The organism is Halomonas profundus (assembly GCF_020865425.1).
Classification (GTDB): Bacteria; Pseudomonadota; Gammaproteobacteria; order Pseudomonadales; family Halomonadaceae; genus Vreelandella; species Vreelandella titanicae.
On sequence record NZ_CP086344.1, the window covers coordinates 3,632,194 to 3,647,325 of the forward strand.

Sequence of the window (15,132 nt, forward strand, 5' to 3'; positions counted from 1 at the left end):
TCCTGTGGATAACCACGACGATAAACGCCCCCCTAAAGAGCCCGCCTCTGAGGGCATACCCGCCCCAGACGGTCCGGCTAACCTGATCGATACCGATTATGTCATCGGCCAAGACAACATCACTACTAACACCATGGGTCTCAATCTTGACCTGCACGGCAAGGTGTTTAGCATTTCGGCAATCATCGTGCTGCTGTTTGTGGTGCTAACCCTGGCGCTGCAAGATACGATTGCGCCTATTTATGATGCTATTTTTGGTTTTTTGACCGGCAACCTTGCGTGGTTCTTTATTTTAGCGGCGAATATATTCGTCATCTTGTGTATTGGTCTGATCTTCTCTCCTCTAGGTAAAATCCGCATTGGTGGCGCCGATGCCAAGCCTGATTTTACCTATATGGGTTGGTTTTCAATGCTGTTCGCCGCGGGCATGGGCATTGGCCTAATGTTCTTCGGTGTTAACGAACCGCTGACACACTTTGGCACTTCATTTGACGGTGGCAGTTGGGCGCCGCTTGCGGGTGCGGAAGGCAATGCTGCCGGTGCTGAAGCGTTAGCTATGGCCGCAACCATCTTCCACTGGGGCCTGCACCCCTGGGCGATTTACGCGGTGGTCGCGCTTTCCCTGGCGCTGTTCTCTTTCAATAAGGGCCTACCGCTATCTATGCGTTCAGTGTTCTACCCCCTTTTGGGTGAGCGCGTATGGGGCTGGCCAGGCCACGTGATTGATATTTTGGCAGTGTTTGCCACTTTATTTGGTTTGGCTACGTCCCTTGGTTTAGGGGCAACCCAAGCAGCAGCAGGCCTCACTTACCTGTTTGGTGCGCCGGAAAGTGATATCACCATGATCCTGTTGATCATCGGTATTACGATGATCGCCATCGGCTCAATCGTGGCAGGCGTTGATAAGGGCGTACAGCTGCTCTCCAAAATCAATATTATTCTTGCGGCAATGCTACTTTTCTTTGTGATTGCTGTTGGCCCTACCCTGATGATTGCCACGGGCTTCTTTGAAAACCTTTGGAACTATGCGGTTCATCTACCTGCGTTATCGAATCCTTTTGGTCGTGAAGATGCCGACTTCAGCCAGGGCTGGACAGCCTTCTACTGGGCCTGGTGGATCTCCTGGTCTCCGTATGTCGGTATGTTTATTGCGCGGGTATCCCGCGGTCGTACAGTGCGTGAATTTCTGGTCTCGGTGATGCTGGTGCCGTCCACTGTATCAGTACTATGGATGACCACGTTTGGTGGCACAGCCATTGATCAGTACGTCAGCCAAGGCATTGAGGCCGTTCGCGATGCAGGCGTTGATCTGCAGCTATTCATAATGCTCGAGCAGCTGCCGTTATCACAAATCACCTCATTCGTAGCCATTGTGCTAGTCATCGTGTTCTTCGTGACGTCGTCTGACTCTGGCTCGTTGGTGATTGACTCCATCACCGCTGGCGGTAAGGTCGATGCACCGACGCCACAGCGCGTTTTCTGGGCGATCATCGAAGGCGCGATTGCCATTGCGCTACTGCTAGGCGGTGGCCTGACAGCGCTGCAAACCATGGCTGTTTCTACCGGCTTCCCGTTCACCATCATTCTGCTAGTGGCCTGCTATGCCATTATCAAGGGGTTGATGAGCGAACCTAAAGCCGTCTAGCGATGCTTTGAACCGACCATGGTTTTAAACCAATCATAAGTTTAAAGCTTGCTGGTACTGTTCAAATTTAGCTAGTAAACGGGCAACCCAATGAACTGACCCCATAAACTTGGACAGTGAAAAACTAAGCAGCCAAGGCCTGATTTCGGTACTGCACCGGACTCAGGCCTTTTAATTTGGTCTTAATCCGCTCGTGATTGTAGTAATGGATATAGTGCCGAATGCCCGCCTGTAATTGCTCAATGGTGTCAAAGCGGTTCAGGTAAAAATATTCTGACTTCAGCGTACCAAAGAAGCTCTCCATTGCGGCATTATCCAGGCAATTGCCTTTACGTGACATGCTCTGAATCACGCCATGCTCGCTGAGCTTACGCCGGTAAGCTGACATCTGATATTGCCAGCCTTGATCAGAATGCAGTAAAGGCGCGTCTTGGTCGGCCAACTTAGCCAAGGCTTTCTTGAGCATCCCCCCTACCAGCGAGTACTGCGGCTGTTTCTGCATTGAGTAGGACACGATTTCCCCGTTGTAGAGATCCATCACAGGCGACAAGTACAGCTTTTCGCCTCGGATATTAAACTCCGTGACGTCGGTTACCCACTTTTGGTTGGGTCGTTCAGCATGAAACTGGCGGGCAAGAAGATTGGGAACACTGGCCTGTTGTCCACGATAGGAGCGGTATTTCTTCGGGCGTACCAGCGACTTCAAGCCTAGATGCTGCATTAGGCGCTGGACTGTCTTATGGTTGACCTGCTCGCCCGACTGACGCAACGCTGCTGTGATTCGGCGATAACCGTAGCGGCCTTTGTGATGCTCGTAGAGGACGTGAATGCGTCGCTTCAGACCAGCATGCCGATCTTCCAACTGCTGAGCCCTTGCCTGATAATAGAACGTACTACGCGACAATTCTGCTACTTTTAGCAGCACCGCCAAAGGGTGGCCTTGCTTCAGCTCAAGGACTATCTGCGCTTTTTCTGCGCGGCTTGTTCTTTTGCCTGACGCAAGGCCCTCAACTTTTTTAGGTAGGCCACCTCAGCACGCAAGTACTCATTCTCTTGGAGCAGCTGCTCCAGCGAGCTCTTATCCGTCAGTGGAAGTGGGGGCTTTGGGGGCTCTGTTGTAGGCATCTTCGTCGGACGTCCTCGGGCTTTAGGCTCCAACGCTTGGAAGCCTCCTTCATGATACTGGCTTTCCCACTGTCGTACGACGCTCGTACCACCTCGAATATCGAACAGAGTCGTCGCTTGTAAGGCTGATAGCTCCTCTTGCCTCATCTGTTGCAACACCGCTAATTTGAACTCAGCGCTGTAGTGGGTGAACTTTTTCTGCAAGCCACTTAGACCATGCTGTTCAAAGTGTTTAACCCAACGCCTGACGGTTGTAGGGCCAAGACCGTACTGTCTGGCCAGACTCTTGTAACCCTGCTGTCCTTCTGCGTAGCGTTGCACTACTAGTAACTTGAACGCTTCATTATGTTTCGTCATGAAAAACACCCCAATCGTTGGATGAGCGTCCAACTTTTGGGGTGCAGTTCACAATGGGTTGCCCGTTTTTGCTGGTATGTCGACAGCTAAGCATCAACACCAAATATCTTTCAATGGCGTTTCAGGTCGATAATGGGTGGCTATTTGCGCCTGCAATAGCTCTGCGGTGGCCAATGCATCCACTAGGGCATGATGTCCTTGATAAGGGGGCAAGCCATAGCGCTCACGACTCGCATGCATACGGATGGAAACCGGTGGGCGACCCAGCCAGCGGCGGAACCGCGCCCATAGGGTTTGGCGGTGCATCCGCGCTTCCAGCGACATGGTATCAATCATCGGAAACAGCACCCCTTCCCCACGTCGGGCTTTGACAGCTGCATTCAAAAAGGGCCGTTCAATATTGCGAAAATGAACGACCACTAGGCGACCTGCTAGCTGGGCCAGCAGTTCGTCCAGTATCGCATCTAAGTCCGGCGCCTGGGCGATCTCTGAATGGGTAATGTGGTGGTAGGTAATTGAGGCTTCTGCTAGCGGCCGCGAAGGGTTCACTACCCAATAGCGCCGCTCAGCCAATTTGATACGATTTAACGTGAAGGGCACGAGGCCAATACTAACAATCGCATGGCGCCTCTCATCCAGCCCAGTGGTTTCCATATCCAGCGCCACCATGGGCACCTCAGAAATGGGCGTTTCAGGATCAGGCAACGGCGTACCAAAGAATTGCTGAAGGGCAGGATTTTTCGCTTGTTGCGCTCGTTGGGCCATATAGCCCTTCCAATCGGCCTGGACGATTTTTTGACGTGGACGTATACCGCGCATCTTAGCGCCCCTGCCGTTGTGCAGGCATGGGATAGCGGAACTTGAGGAATTTTTGCGCGTTGCTAAGCACCTGGAAGGCGTCTTTCAGGGTGTGGCGTTCGCTGTCCGCCACGTTTTCGGGCTCGATATTGTTATCCGGCAGGCGATCCTCTTGTAGGTCAATCATTTGATGGCGAATCCGCGACATGCATAAAAACTCAAACGCATAACTTAGCTTGTCGCTCATGCCGGTCGCCAATAGTTGGGTCTTACTGATGTCATTCAAGCGCTGAAAGGAGTTCTGCGCTTTGGAACCGCAGGCCAAAGCGTGAATACGCACCAAATCCACCATCGGCGCAGTTCCCCGGCGCTTCAAGTTGATCGAGTTGTTGTGCTTGCCATCTTGCTCCATCACAAAGGTACGGAAAAACCCTAGCGGTGGCGTACGGTTTAAGGCATTGCGCGCCATGGCAGCTAAAAACAGCGGTGATTTTGGCGCTGTCTCGGCAATCAAATCTTGCAGCGTTTCCACATAAAGGTCTTCGCCATAGCAACTATCCAGGTCAAAGAAAATCGAGCTGTGCAGCAGCCGTTCAGGCGTGGGATTGGCCATCCAATCCTGAAAATACCCCTTCCAAACGCTGAGCGGCTGACGCCACTGAACGTTGGTCGCCATAACGTCACCTTTGCAGTAGGTGTAACCGCAGGCATCTAAGCCATCGCTGACAATTTTTGCCAGGGCGTAAAAGTAGTCGTCATGCTCTTCGGGATTAAACTCGTCGGAGAGGATCAGCGCATTATCCTGGTCAGTGACGATGCTCTGCTCATTGCGGGCCATTGAGCCATTCACCATAAAACAATAAGGCACCGGCGGGGGGCCAAGTTCAGCTTCAGCCATTTCCAGCAACCGTCGAGTAAAGCTGCGTCCGATCGTGGAAAGGGCGCTACCCACCATCTGCGAGTTAGCGCCCTCTTGCACCATACGCACAAACGCCGCGCTCACATCCGGCGCCAAGCGTGCCAGCCCCTGGGCGCTGGACTGATTAAAAATATTGCTGACCAGATAGAGACCACTGTGGGTCTCGTAGCGAATAATGTCGGAGAGATGCACTACGCCCACAGGGCGCTGACGATAGAGCACAGGCAGGTGATGCACGTTACTGCGCAACATCGTCAGCATCGCTTCATAAACAGAGGCGTCAGACTGGATAGTAATTAGCCGCGAGGAAATCACTTCACCGACGGAGGTTTGTGGCGATAACCCCTCGGCCACAATGCGGGTACGAAAATCACTATCGGTTAAAATACCGCACATCTGCCAAGTTTGGCCTTCGCTATCTTTAAAACTGTAGCGAGGGTTATCGCTCCCCTCTTTTATTACCAGCAGGGCGGAGGCTTGAGCCTCGCTCATTTGCTGCGCGGCGTGCTGAACGCTGGTAGACGTTTCCACCATTACTGGATAGCGGGTTAGCAGCTTGCGTATCCGCGTCACCATCATGTCGTTGGACTTCTTTTGCTGCTCGGCAGCGCTCTCAAGCCGCGGTCGCTCCAATTCGACAAAATCCGCAAAATGGTCATCCTCCTCGCACAATCGCAGGAAGACCGCCTTGGGAATAAAATAGATCAGGGTATCTTCGATCGCCTGGGCTGGGAAACGAACCTTATGGTTACGCAAGAGGCTGAAGTGACCGAAAATATCGCCTTCGCCCAGGCGGTTATACAGCTCGCCCTGACTACGATAAACCTCCACAGCGCCACTGCGGATATAGCAAAGATCATTGAGCATCTCGTTAAGCGTTAATATGCTGCTACCTGTTTTGAAGTAGCTCACTTCCACCTGCTCAGCAATGGCATCAAGGAGATCATCCGACAGCCCATCAAAAGGGGGAAACCGTCCCATATGTTGGCGTATTTCTAACAGTTCGACATCCATACGGACTCCTTGGTGTTGCCGGTCAATAGGCTGGATAATCAACGCATAATCTAAAGTGTGGCGGGAAGGCTAAGTTAGGTAAACCCCACTAAGGATAATAAAATTAACCGTAGGCCAATCGGCTCACAAAAAAAGCCCGGTGCAGTTATGCACCGGGCTTTGGTGGCCGAAACCATACTAATATTAACGTTGCTAAATAAAGGTTGCTATATTAGCCAGACCCAATTAGCAAAAACACATCAGCCACTTTTAGCAGTATGACTTATGACTGGTTAGCCATTTCCTGCACACGCTGCATCATTTCCGGATCTTGCTGAATGGATTGACCAATAGCGTTGAAAGTATCAACATCTAGGCCGCTGTCTTCGACCACTTCGATCATGCGGTCGTTAGCTTCGGTACGCACTTCCTGTTGCGCTGATTCATCTTCCGCTTCCTGCAGACGCTGGGTATATTCCTGAGAAATAACCGCAATTTCTTGAGAAGCATCGGCAAACTGCTGGAGCTGGTCGTCAGAAAAATCCTGGGCAGGAGCTTGCTGGGTTGCCATTGGATCTTGTGCAGCGCCTTGTTGCTCTTCCTGGGCGTGGGCGGTGGCCGTCATCAAACCGGTCGCGAGCAGGGCAGCGGAGAACAGAGCAGTCATACGTTGCATAGAAGAAACCTCAATATTGCGTTGTGTATGTGCCCTCTGTGACGCGCCATGCTCAAGCAGGTTCAATCTTTTATGTAAAAGTTAGTAACAAAAAGAACCAAACGTATCTAAAAGACGAATTAAACACGCCACCTCGGAAATAGTATGTCTAGCATATTCAGAAAGTTACATAAAAACGACTTATCTTCAGCAGGGCTTGCTGCCATGCCCGCACTTTTTGTTCTGCTTTGGAGCACTGGCTTTATTGGTGCGAAGTTCGGCCTGCCTTACGCAGAACCTTTTACGTTTCTGTTTATTCGCTTTGTACTCACGCTACTGCTACTGACTCCGCTGGTCGTCGTGATGCGGATACCTTGGCCCTCATCACCCAGGCTATGGACACATATCGCCATATCAGGCTTTCTAGTCCATGGTGCTTACTTAGGTGGCGTCTTCTATGGCATTTACCTGGGCATGCCCGCCGGTTTAGCGGCCTTACTGGTGGGGCTGCAGCCACTTCTGACCGCCGCCTTCGCTGGCCCACTGCTGGGTGAGCAGCTCTCTTGGCGCCAATGGACAGGGCTAGCGCTGGGCCTGATAGGTATCAGTTTAGTCCTCGGCAGTAAGCTTGAGCTGGGTGAGTCGCTGTTTGACGGCTTCGGGATTAGTGCTCTGCTGTGTGTCACCGCCGCGTTAATGGGGATTTCGCTGGGTACGCTCTATCAGAAAAGATACTGCACCAGCATGCCGCTGCTTTCCGGGGCGGTTATTCAGTATTTGGCAGCAGGCGCTCTGCTAGGCGTTGGTGCCCTGCTTTTTGAGACGCGCCAAGTGGAGTGGAGCAGCACCTTTGTGCTGACCCTGGGCTGGTTGGTGTTGATTCTCTCAATTGCCGCTATTCTGTTACTCATGGCCTTGATTAAAAAGGGGGAAGCCTCGCGTGTAGCGAGTCTTTTTTATCTTGTGCCGCCAGTCACGGCGCTTCAGGCGTGGTGGCTCTTTGACGAACGCCTTCCCTTGTTAGGGCTTGTGGGTATGTTGGTGGCCATCACTGGGGTAGTGATGGTGATACGGAAACCCGGCCCTAAGGCGAGTAGGCGATGACCCGATTTTTATAATGGTCGATAATTTTATTCTAGGGCTTGGCTAAACATGTCAGCACAACACCACTGTGCCAGGGTGAACGGACACTGTAACCGTTGCAATTCTCCGGTACCTTTTGCATTCACGATGGTGTTTCAACCGATCATCAATTGGGGGGCGATAACGACAAGTGCTACCAAGCCATACTGCATAGCCTGGTGGCACTAGCAAAAACCTTGGGCACTCAGCTAATTGCTGAAGGTGTTGAAACCCGTGAGGAATCACGCGGCCTGCTGCCCTTGGGTCTTCCCATGTAGCAGGGCTATTACTTCTCCTATCCCAATCTGGAAGCACTCGCGGAAATTGACGACGCTAAATACGAATAGCGTGGCTAAAAATAGCTATATAAAAATAGCTATAGATGTTGCAAATAATCAGCCCCACCTAAGTTACGCATCTGCTGGCGAATCCACTGACTTCGCCGCTCAACCTGGGCATCGGGGCGTGCGGCGCTGCGCGTCAGCGGGCTGGGTAAGATAGCCGCGAGAAGACTTGCCTGGCGCTCAGTTAACGAAGCTGAAGAGACGCCAAAATAGTGCTGAGCAGCGGCTTCTAGGCCAAACACACCGCGATCCCACTCGGCGACATTGAGATAGACCTCTAAAATACGCTGCTTGCTCCAGAGTATCTCGATCAGTAGCGTAAACCACGCTTCTAGCCCCTTCCGCGTCCAGCTGCGACCTGTCCACAGAAAAACGTTTTTAGCCGTTTGTTGGCTCAAGGTACTGGCACCGCGCAGTCGTCCGCCGTCCCGACTAGCCTGCAATGCGCGGCGCAGTTCGACCAGATCAAACCCGCCGTGGTGTGGAAAGCGCTGATCCTCCGCGGCAATCACTGCCAGCTTAGCGTTCACCGAGAGCGAGTCCCAGCCTCGCCACTCGCGCTGTATACGAATCGGATCGCTGTGGATCCAGCTCTGAATTTTGCGCTCGACCATCACCATCGACCCCGGTGGTGGAACGACTCGAAACAGCAAGACCAGCGCGACGGACAACAGTACAAACGCTAAAACGCCGCGCCATACAATCCGCCATAGCAGACGCATAAAACGGCGCAGCAAGCGATTGAGCATCCCGTTATCCTTAACGCTTCATGAGGTGATCTGCATGATAGCGCAGATGATCCTCAATGAACGAGGCAATGAAGAAGTAACTGTGATCGTAGCCCGGCTGGCGGCGCAGCGTTAACGGATGATCATGCTCTTCGCAAACGGCTTCTAAACGCTCTGGCTTAAGCTGCTCCTCCAGGAATTGATCCGCTTCGCCCTGGTCGATAAACAGCCTCTGGCGTGATGCGCCGTTGGCCACCAGCTCACAGGCATCGTACTGACGCCAGCGGGACTGATCGTCCCCCAAGTAGGCGTTAAACGCCTGCTGCCCCCAAGGGCAGTTCATCGGGTTCACCACCGGTGAGAAGGCCGACACAGAGCGGAAACGACCTGGATGACGCAGCGCCAGGATCAATGCTCCGTGCCCACCCATCGAGTGTCCGCTAATCGATTCGCGCCCATTGACCGGGAAGTGCTGACGCACTACAGAAGGCAACTCCTCAATCACATAGTCGTACATGCGATAGTGGGGCTTCCAGGGTGACTCGGTGGCATTGACGTAAAACCCAGCCCCAGAGCCTAAATCATAGCTTTCATGCTCGCCGGGCAAGTCGGTGCCCCGTGGGCTGGTATCAGGGCAAACAATCGCCACGCCCAGCTCAGCGGCAATACGGTGAGCGCCCGCTTTCTGCATGAAATTTTCGTCATTACAGGTCAGCCCCGAGAGCCACCACAGCAGCGGTACGCGCTCGTTTTCCGCCTGGGGTGGCAAGTAAACGGCGAAGATCATGTCGCAGTCCAGCGCACGGGAATAGTGGCGGTAGCGCTTATGCCAGCCCCCGAAACTACGGTTGGCAGACACCAGTTCTAGAGTTTCACTCATGCTCATGGGCAGGTTCCTTTAAATACAGCAAACGCGGCAGGTCTACCCTACCGCGTTTTAGCGTTTCAAACGTGCTTTCTATACTACTTAATAATGCTAGGCCTAGTAATGCAGCACGGTACGAATGCTCTTACCCGCATGCAGTAATTCAAACGCTTCGTTGATCTTCTCGAACGGCATATCGTGGGTAATGAAATCGTCTATATTGATTTCACCGTTCATATAACGATCAACGTAGCCCGGCAGCTCGCTGCGTCCTTTTACGCCACCAAAGGCGGAGCCTTTCCAGACCCGCCCGGTGACCAACTGGAATGGCCGTGTGGAGATCTCTTCACCAGCTCCAGCAACACCAATGATGATCGATTCACCCCAGCCTTTGTGGCAGCACTCCAGCGCTGAGCGCATCACATTGACGTTGCCGATACACTCAAAGGAGTAGTCAACGCCACCATCGGTCAAATCGACAATGACCTGCTGGATTGGATCTGAATACTCTTTAGGGTTCACAAAATCAGTGGCCCCAAATTGCTTGGCCAGCTCGAATTTATCAGCGTTGACGTCGATAGCAATAATACGCCCCGCCTTGGCCATTACCGCGCCTTGAATGACGGCCAAACCGATAGCTCCGAGACCAAACACCGCCACCGTGGCGCCCGGCTCTACTTTTGCGGTATTCAGCACTGCACCAATGCCGGTGGTCACGCCGCAGCCCAGTAGGCAGATTTTATCCATGGGTGCTTCTTTAGAAACCACCGCCAGGGAGACTTCAGGCAACACGGTGTACTCGCTGAACGTGGAGGTGCCCATATAGTGATGAAGCATTTTGCCCTCGAGTGAAAAACGCGAGGTACCGTCAGGCATTACCCCTTTACCTTGGGTAGCACGCACGCTGCCACACAGGTTGGTTTTGCCCGACAAACAGAATTTACACTTTCCACACTCAGCGGTGTAAAGCGGAATAACATGGTCGCCTGGCTTAAGGCTGGTAACGCCCTCGCCGACTTCCTGTACAACGCCTGCACCTTCATGGCCCAACACGGCAGGGAAGTTACCTTCGGGATCAGCACCGGAGAGCGTGTAAGCATCGGTATGGCAAACGCTTGTCGCGGCCATTTTAACCAGCACTTCCCCCGCCTTCGGGCCTTCAACATCGATCTCAACCAGTTCAAGCGGCTTACCCGCTTCCAGTGCAACAGCTGCGCGTGATTTCATTTTGACTCCTAAATGTTCATTACTTCAAAAACAAAAACTAAGGCGTTACTCGTCAGTAGCCACTGGGCCAAATTCAATCGGCAGCCAGCGATAGCCTTCTTCATCTTTTACGATATGACCAATGCCGGGAAATGGCATGTGGGCACCGGCGACCCAGTGCTTAACTTCAACCGCGCTTTCGAGCACTTCTTCTCGAGTGCGAATGGCTTGCTCGGGGTCTGAGTCAAACTCGATAGCGACAGTGGGATCAGCAAATTGAACGCCGTAGCTGTGTACTACGTCCCCCCATACCAGCATGGCGTCATCATCGCTATTGAGCATAAAGCTTGAGTGTCCGGCGGTGTGGCCATGTGTATCTTGGGCAACAATGCCCATCAGAACTTCATCACCAGCCGTGAAGGGGTTGAAACGATCAGCTTCCTGATAAGGCGCTACCGCATCCTGGGCCATGGTAAAGAAGGGCTGGGCAGATTCGGGAGCCTGTGCTGCACGCTCCTCATCCAGCCAAAAATCGGCATCCGCTTGGCTGGCACGCAGTTCAGCATTGGGATAAACCGCTTCACCCTCCTCATTGGCCAAACCACACACGTGGTCAGGATGAAGATGAGTCATCAGCACCGTGTCGACATCCTCCGGCGAGTAGCCAGAAGCGCGCAGGTTACTCTCCACCTGGCCTAATGAGGGGCCAAAGCAGGCAGCTGAGCCGGCATCAACCAGCACAAGGTTCTCGCCAGTGTGAATAAGAAAGGCATTGACCGCGGTTTGCATGCCACTCTCTGCATCGATAAATAGCGCATCCAAGTGGCGGAGAATCTCTTCTTGCTCCATGCCTTTTAACAAGGAGGTATCAATAGCAGTATGGCCATCGTATAGCGCGGTTACCTCATACTCCCCAACCATCATGCGAAACCAACCTGGCGCCTGCTCCTGCTGCTGGGTGGGTAGCTCTGCCTGGGCACTGACTGCCCAACCAGCGCTCACAGCCACTGCTAGCGCCCCGTAAGACCACTGAGATAAAGATATAGACATAAGTAAAAGGCTCCATTGATAGGCTAGCTATGCTAGCAGTGTAGGCCAGCTAGGCGCTCTTGATAAACCGGGATACACTCATAAGATTATTGCCACATAGCAACAATCGCTATCAACCCAGGGAGATAGTATGCAGCACTGGAGCCGTATCGAAGCCTTTGTTGAGGTGGTGCGTTTAGGCACGTTCTCTGCTGCGGCCCGCCACCTAAAGGTATCGACCTCGCATATCAGCCGTTTGGTCAGCCAGCTCGAAAATCAGCTAGGTGTTCAGTTGCTATATCGCACCACCCGTCAAATTCGCTTAACCGACGCGGGGACTACCTACGTGGAACACTGCCGCCATCTATTTGATGGGCTGCGGGATGCCGAGCAGGCGCTTAGCGAACTCCAGGCCAAGCCTAGCGGGCTACTTAAACTGACCTCGGCCACGACCTTTGGCGAGCGCTTTATCGCCCCACTGGTGAATGACTTTCAGTGTTTGCATCCGCAGCTGGATGTTCACATGCACTTCACTAACCGACCAGTAGAACTCATTGAAGAGGGCTACGATATTGCCATTCGGATGGGAGTATTAAAGGATTCCAGCCTGATCGCCAGACGGTTATGCGACCGCCGCGAGTATATCGTCGGCTCACACAGCTACTTTCGCCAAGCGCCACGCCCGCATACGTTGAGCGAGCTTAGCCAGCACCGCTGCTTGATTGGCTCACGGCCCAACTGGCTGTTTGAAGTCAACGGTCAACGACGCGAGGTGCGCGTAGAAGGGCGCTGGAGCGGTAATTCTGGCCCTGCTTTATTAGATGCCGCACTTAAAGGGCTCGGCCTTGCACAACTGCCCGACTATTACGTAGCGCCCTACTTGGCCAACGGTGAGCTGGTGGCCGTGCTTGAGCCTTTTCAGCACCACGATACCGCTGTCTGGGCGGTATACCCTCGCCACCGTCACCTGTCGCCCAAAATCCGCCAGCTGGTCGACTACCTAGTCACCAATATTGACAGCTTACTGCCTCCTAATCCGCTGGCCTAGCACTTGATGACCTAGCACTCAATGGCATTGACGGCGAGCCCGCCCTTGGATGTCTCTTTATACTTATCCTGCATGTCACGGCCAGTATCGCGCATGGTGCGGATCACTTTATCCAGCGATATAAAGTGTTCTCCATCGCCGTGCAGCGCCATTCTTGCAGCGTTTATAGCTTTGACGGAGGCGATCGCATTGCGCTCGATGCAGGGCACTTGGACAAGCCCGCCGACCGGGTCGCAGGTCAAACCAAGGTTATGTTCCAAGCCGATCTCAGCGGCATTTTCCACCTGCCCAGGTGAGCCGCCTAGCACTTCGGCAAGCCCTGCGGCTGCCATAGCACAAGCGGAGCCAACTTCGCCCTGACAGCCCACTTCAGCACCAGAAATGGAGGCGTTCTTTTTGCATAAAATGCCTACGGCCCCGGCGGTAAGCAGAAAATCCACCACATCAGCTTCGCTAGCGTCGGGTTCAAACTTCAAGTAGTACGCTAATACGGCGGGCACGATGCCTGCTGCGCCGTTGGTCGGCGCAGTGACCATCCGCCGCCCGGCGGCGTTCTCTTCATTTACTGCCAACGCAAACACGTTAACCCAATCCATTACGGTAAAACTCGACACGATCAGACGCTGATTTTCCGGTGGATGAAGCAACTGCTGGTGGAGCAGTTGCGCACGGCGGCGCACATTTAATCCACCGGGCAAATGGCCTGTCGCGCGTAGGCCATTCTCAATGCTATCGCTCATAGCGTGCCAGATGGTCAGCAGCTCTTCACGGATGGCCGATTCGCTACGCCAGGCTTTCTCGTTTTCTAACATAAGCTGGCTAATACGCAGTTGATGCTGCCGGCATAGTGCGAGTAGTTCGGCCGCCGTATTGAAGGGGTAAGTCAGTTCAGTAGCATCTTCACCGACCTCGCCTTGATCAGCCTTCGCTTGATCGACATAAAAACCGCCGCCGAGGGAGTAAAACGTATTGGTCGCCACTAGCGCGTCATCACAATAGGCGCTCAGCACCATGGCATTGGGATGGAACGGCAAACAGGCCTCATCCCATTCGACATCGTTATGAGCGTCAAAAGCGATCTGTTGGCCATTGGCCAACAACAGCGGCTCGCCTTCGGCAAGTTGTTTTAACCGCGACGTAATCGTGTCTGGATCGATACTTTCTGGTGCTTCGCCCATCAGTCCCATGATGACGGCTTGATCGGTACCGTGGCCCACCCCGGTGGCGGCAAGTGACCCATGAAGCCTTACCACCAGTCGGGTAACGCGGGTATCGCCAAGCGCCAAGGCAAAATCTCGCGACGCGCGCATCGGGCCCACAGTATGGGAACTCGATGGCCCGATGCCAATTCGAAAAAGATCAAACACACTAATAGCCATGTCTATTACGCCTCACAACACTGTTATTACCTGCCTATGGGACACTTTGCAGCGCCGATGACCAAACGTCGAGTGATTAACCGCAATATCGACGTGCCAACACATAACTGTGACGATATAATGAACATTCAACCCTGCATGTTTTTATATGCACATGTCATTGCAAAATTGTGTAGTAGCTACGCTGCTTACCCACAAAGGATGTCGGTATGTCTCCCCCCCCTGCCTGGCCTATCGGATTTCAAACCATTTTAGTACGTGCAGTACTGTACGTACTGTTTATCGGTGCGATTACCCAAGGTGCCTATTTAGAAGCGCTCTATCTCCCCTCAGTACGCTTTTCTGAGCTGGGTTTTACCGAATTTACCCAAACGCTGGTGCTAGCCACCTGCTGTGCAATGCTGATTTACATTCGTCATGTACTTAAAGTGTGGCCCACCGTTACACTGCTGCTGCTAGCATTTGTGGCCGCCTCCCTGGTACGCGAACAGGATCACTTTTTAGATAACTATGTGGCTGATAACACCTGGAAGGTACTCGTTGCACTGATTATTCTCCCATCGCTTTTTTGGGTGGTGAAGCAGCGCCAACGTTTTCTTGCAGAGTTCGCTCATTACAGCAACACCTTCGCCTTTGGTTTGTTTACGGCAGGCGTGCTGACCACTTATATATTTTCGCGCCTGTATGGGCGGCAAGAGTTCTGGCAAGCCGTTCTTGAAGACAGCTATTCAGGAACCTTTAAGAGTGTTGCTGAAGAAGTCGTCGAACTACTCGGTTATAGCCTGATTCTGATCGCCACCCTGGAATTGCTACTACTGGCTCGCCGCATTTATAAAGCCCGGCAGATACCCAATTAAGCGCGGCACACATCGTCTTCAACAATAGTCCCCATAAAAAAGCCCGCCGTTCAGAGAACGGC

Annotated in this window: 13 protein-coding genes; 4 read left to right on the top strand and 9 right to left on the bottom strand. The window is 53.0% G+C overall.

Annotation, left to right across the window (positions count from 1 at the left end; all coding sequences use genetic code 11):
- Positions 1-4 precede the first annotated feature (4 nt).
- Positions 5-1,645, top strand: a complete 1,641-nt coding sequence (locus tag LMS44_RS16595) for a BCCT family transporter (RefSeq protein WP_498945757.1) — start codon at positions 5-7, stop codon at positions 1,643-1,645.
- 124 nt (positions 1,646-1,769) lie between these two features.
- Here LMS44_RS16595 and LMS44_RS16600 read toward each other — a convergent pair.
- From LMS44_RS16600 to LMS44_RS16615, 4 genes are all read right to left on the bottom strand, one after another.
- Positions 1,770-3,127, bottom strand: a protein-coding gene (locus LMS44_RS16600; RefSeq protein ID WP_223827930.1) for an IS3 family transposase whose coding sequence is annotated in 2 segments (ribosomal slippage) — positions 1,770-2,645 and positions 2,648-3,127 — 1,356 coding nt in all. Because the reading frame shifts where the segments join, the coding sequence is not laid out codon by codon here.
- Between the two features lie 93 nt (positions 3,128-3,220).
- Positions 3,221-3,946 carry a 3'-5' exonuclease gene (locus tag LMS44_RS16605; protein WP_022522392.1) on the bottom strand — a complete coding sequence of 242 codons (726 nt, stop codon included), beginning with the start codon at positions 3,944-3,946 and terminating at the stop codon, positions 3,221-3,223.
- A 1-nt stretch (position 3,947) separates the two neighbouring features.
- On the bottom strand, positions 3,948-5,858 hold the full coding sequence (locus LMS44_RS16610; RefSeq protein ID WP_027958007.1) for a DUF294 nucleotidyltransferase-like domain-containing protein: 1,911 nt from the start codon (positions 5,856-5,858) through the stop codon (positions 3,948-3,950).
- A gap of 262 nt (positions 5,859-6,120) precedes the next feature.
- Complete coding sequence (locus LMS44_RS16615) at positions 6,121-6,513, bottom strand: DUF4168 domain-containing protein (RefSeq protein WP_022522390.1); 393 nt, start codon at positions 6,511-6,513, stop codon at positions 6,121-6,123.
- A gap of 144 nt (positions 6,514-6,657) precedes the next feature.
- Here LMS44_RS16615 and LMS44_RS16620 point away from each other — a divergent pair, with 144 nt between their 5' ends.
- Positions 6,658-7,596 (top strand): DMT family transporter, encoded by a 939-nt coding sequence (locus tag LMS44_RS16620; RefSeq protein ID WP_138801566.1) that lies wholly within the window; start codon positions 6,658-6,660, stop codon positions 7,594-7,596.
- Between the two features lie 394 nt (positions 7,597-7,990).
- Here the strand turns inward: LMS44_RS16620 and mtgA are convergent, their stop codons facing one another.
- The 4 genes from mtgA to LMS44_RS16640 all read right to left on the bottom strand — a co-directional run bounded on the left by mtgA (position 7,991) and on the right by LMS44_RS16640 (position 11,807).
- Entirely contained in the window at positions 7,991-8,707 is a 717-nt protein-coding gene (gene mtgA / locus LMS44_RS16625; RefSeq protein WP_009288686.1) for a monofunctional biosynthetic peptidoglycan transglycosylase, read from the bottom strand.
- A gap of 10 nt (positions 8,708-8,717) precedes the next feature.
- The gene (gene fghA, locus LMS44_RS16630) at positions 8,718-9,572 is read right to left on the bottom strand and encodes an S-formylglutathione hydrolase (protein WP_027958010.1); all 855 of its coding nucleotides are present in this window, start codon (positions 9,570-9,572) and stop codon (positions 8,718-8,720) included.
- A gap of 96 nt (positions 9,573-9,668) precedes the next feature.
- Entirely contained in the window at positions 9,669-10,778 is a 1,110-nt protein-coding gene (locus LMS44_RS16635; RefSeq protein ID WP_027958011.1) for an S-(hydroxymethyl)glutathione dehydrogenase/class III alcohol dehydrogenase, read from the bottom strand.
- A 45-nt stretch (positions 10,779-10,823) separates the two neighbouring features.
- The gene (locus LMS44_RS16640; RefSeq protein WP_498945761.1) at positions 10,824-11,807 is read right to left on the bottom strand and encodes an MBL fold metallo-hydrolase; all 984 of its coding nucleotides are present in this window, start codon (positions 11,805-11,807) and stop codon (positions 10,824-10,826) included.
- Between the two features lie 130 nt (positions 11,808-11,937).
- Between LMS44_RS16640 and LMS44_RS16645 the strand changes: the two genes are divergently transcribed.
- A complete protein-coding gene (locus LMS44_RS16645) occupies positions 11,938-12,834 on the top strand; it encodes a LysR family transcriptional regulator (RefSeq protein ID WP_190374765.1) in 897 nt (298 codons plus the stop codon).
- An 11-nt stretch (positions 12,835-12,845) separates the two neighbouring features.
- Here LMS44_RS16645 and LMS44_RS16650 read toward each other — a convergent pair whose 3' ends face one another.
- Positions 12,846-14,213: an L-serine ammonia-lyase gene (locus LMS44_RS16650; protein ID WP_159177236.1), complete on the bottom strand. Its 1,368-nt coding sequence runs from the start codon at positions 14,211-14,213 to the stop codon at positions 12,846-12,848.
- A 209-nt stretch (positions 14,214-14,422) separates the two neighbouring features.
- Between LMS44_RS16650 and LMS44_RS16655 the strand changes: the two genes are divergently transcribed.
- Positions 14,423-15,070, top strand: coding sequence for a hypothetical protein (locus LMS44_RS16655; RefSeq protein WP_022522383.1), 648 nt, complete (start codon positions 14,423-14,425; stop codon positions 15,068-15,070).
- Positions 15,071-15,132 lie beyond the last annotated feature (62 nt).

Bases quoted from the DNA above. Each gene is read 5' to 3' on its own strand.
- LMS44_RS16605 (WP_022522392.1), bottom strand. From the start codon at position 3,946: ATGCGCGGTATACGTCCACGTCAAAAAATCGTCCAGGCCGATTGGAAG.
- LMS44_RS16650 (WP_159177236.1), bottom strand. From the start codon at position 14,213: ATGGCTATTAGTGTGTTTGATCTTTTTCGAATTGGCATCGGGCCATCG.
- LMS44_RS16640 (WP_498945761.1), bottom strand. From the start codon at position 11,807: ATGTCTATATCTTTATCTCAGTGGTCTTACGGGGCGCTAGCAGTGGCT.
- LMS44_RS16610 (WP_027958007.1), bottom strand. From the start codon at position 5,858: ATGGATGTCGAACTGTTAGAAATACGCCAACATATGGGACGGTTTCCC.
- LMS44_RS16615 (WP_022522390.1), bottom strand. From the start codon at position 6,513: ATGCAACGTATGACTGCTCTGTTCTCCGCTGCCCTGCTCGCGACCGGT.
- mtgA (WP_009288686.1), bottom strand. From the start codon at position 8,707: ATGCTCAATCGCTTGCTGCGCCGTTTTATGCGTCTGCTATGGCGGATT.
- LMS44_RS16645 (WP_190374765.1), top strand. From the start codon at position 11,938: ATGCAGCACTGGAGCCGTATCGAAGCCTTTGTTGAGGTGGTGCGTTTA.
- fghA (WP_027958010.1), bottom strand. From the start codon at position 9,572: ATGAGCATGAGTGAAACTCTAGAACTGGTGTCTGCCAACCGTAGTTTC.
- LMS44_RS16620 (WP_138801566.1), top strand. From the start codon at position 6,658: ATGTCTAGCATATTCAGAAAGTTACATAAAAACGACTTATCTTCAGCA.
- LMS44_RS16635 (WP_027958011.1), bottom strand. From the start codon at position 10,778: ATGAAATCACGCGCAGCTGTTGCACTGGAAGCGGGTAAGCCGCTTGAA.
- LMS44_RS16655 (WP_022522383.1), top strand. From the start codon at position 14,423: ATGTCTCCCCCCCCTGCCTGGCCTATCGGATTTCAAACCATTTTAGTA.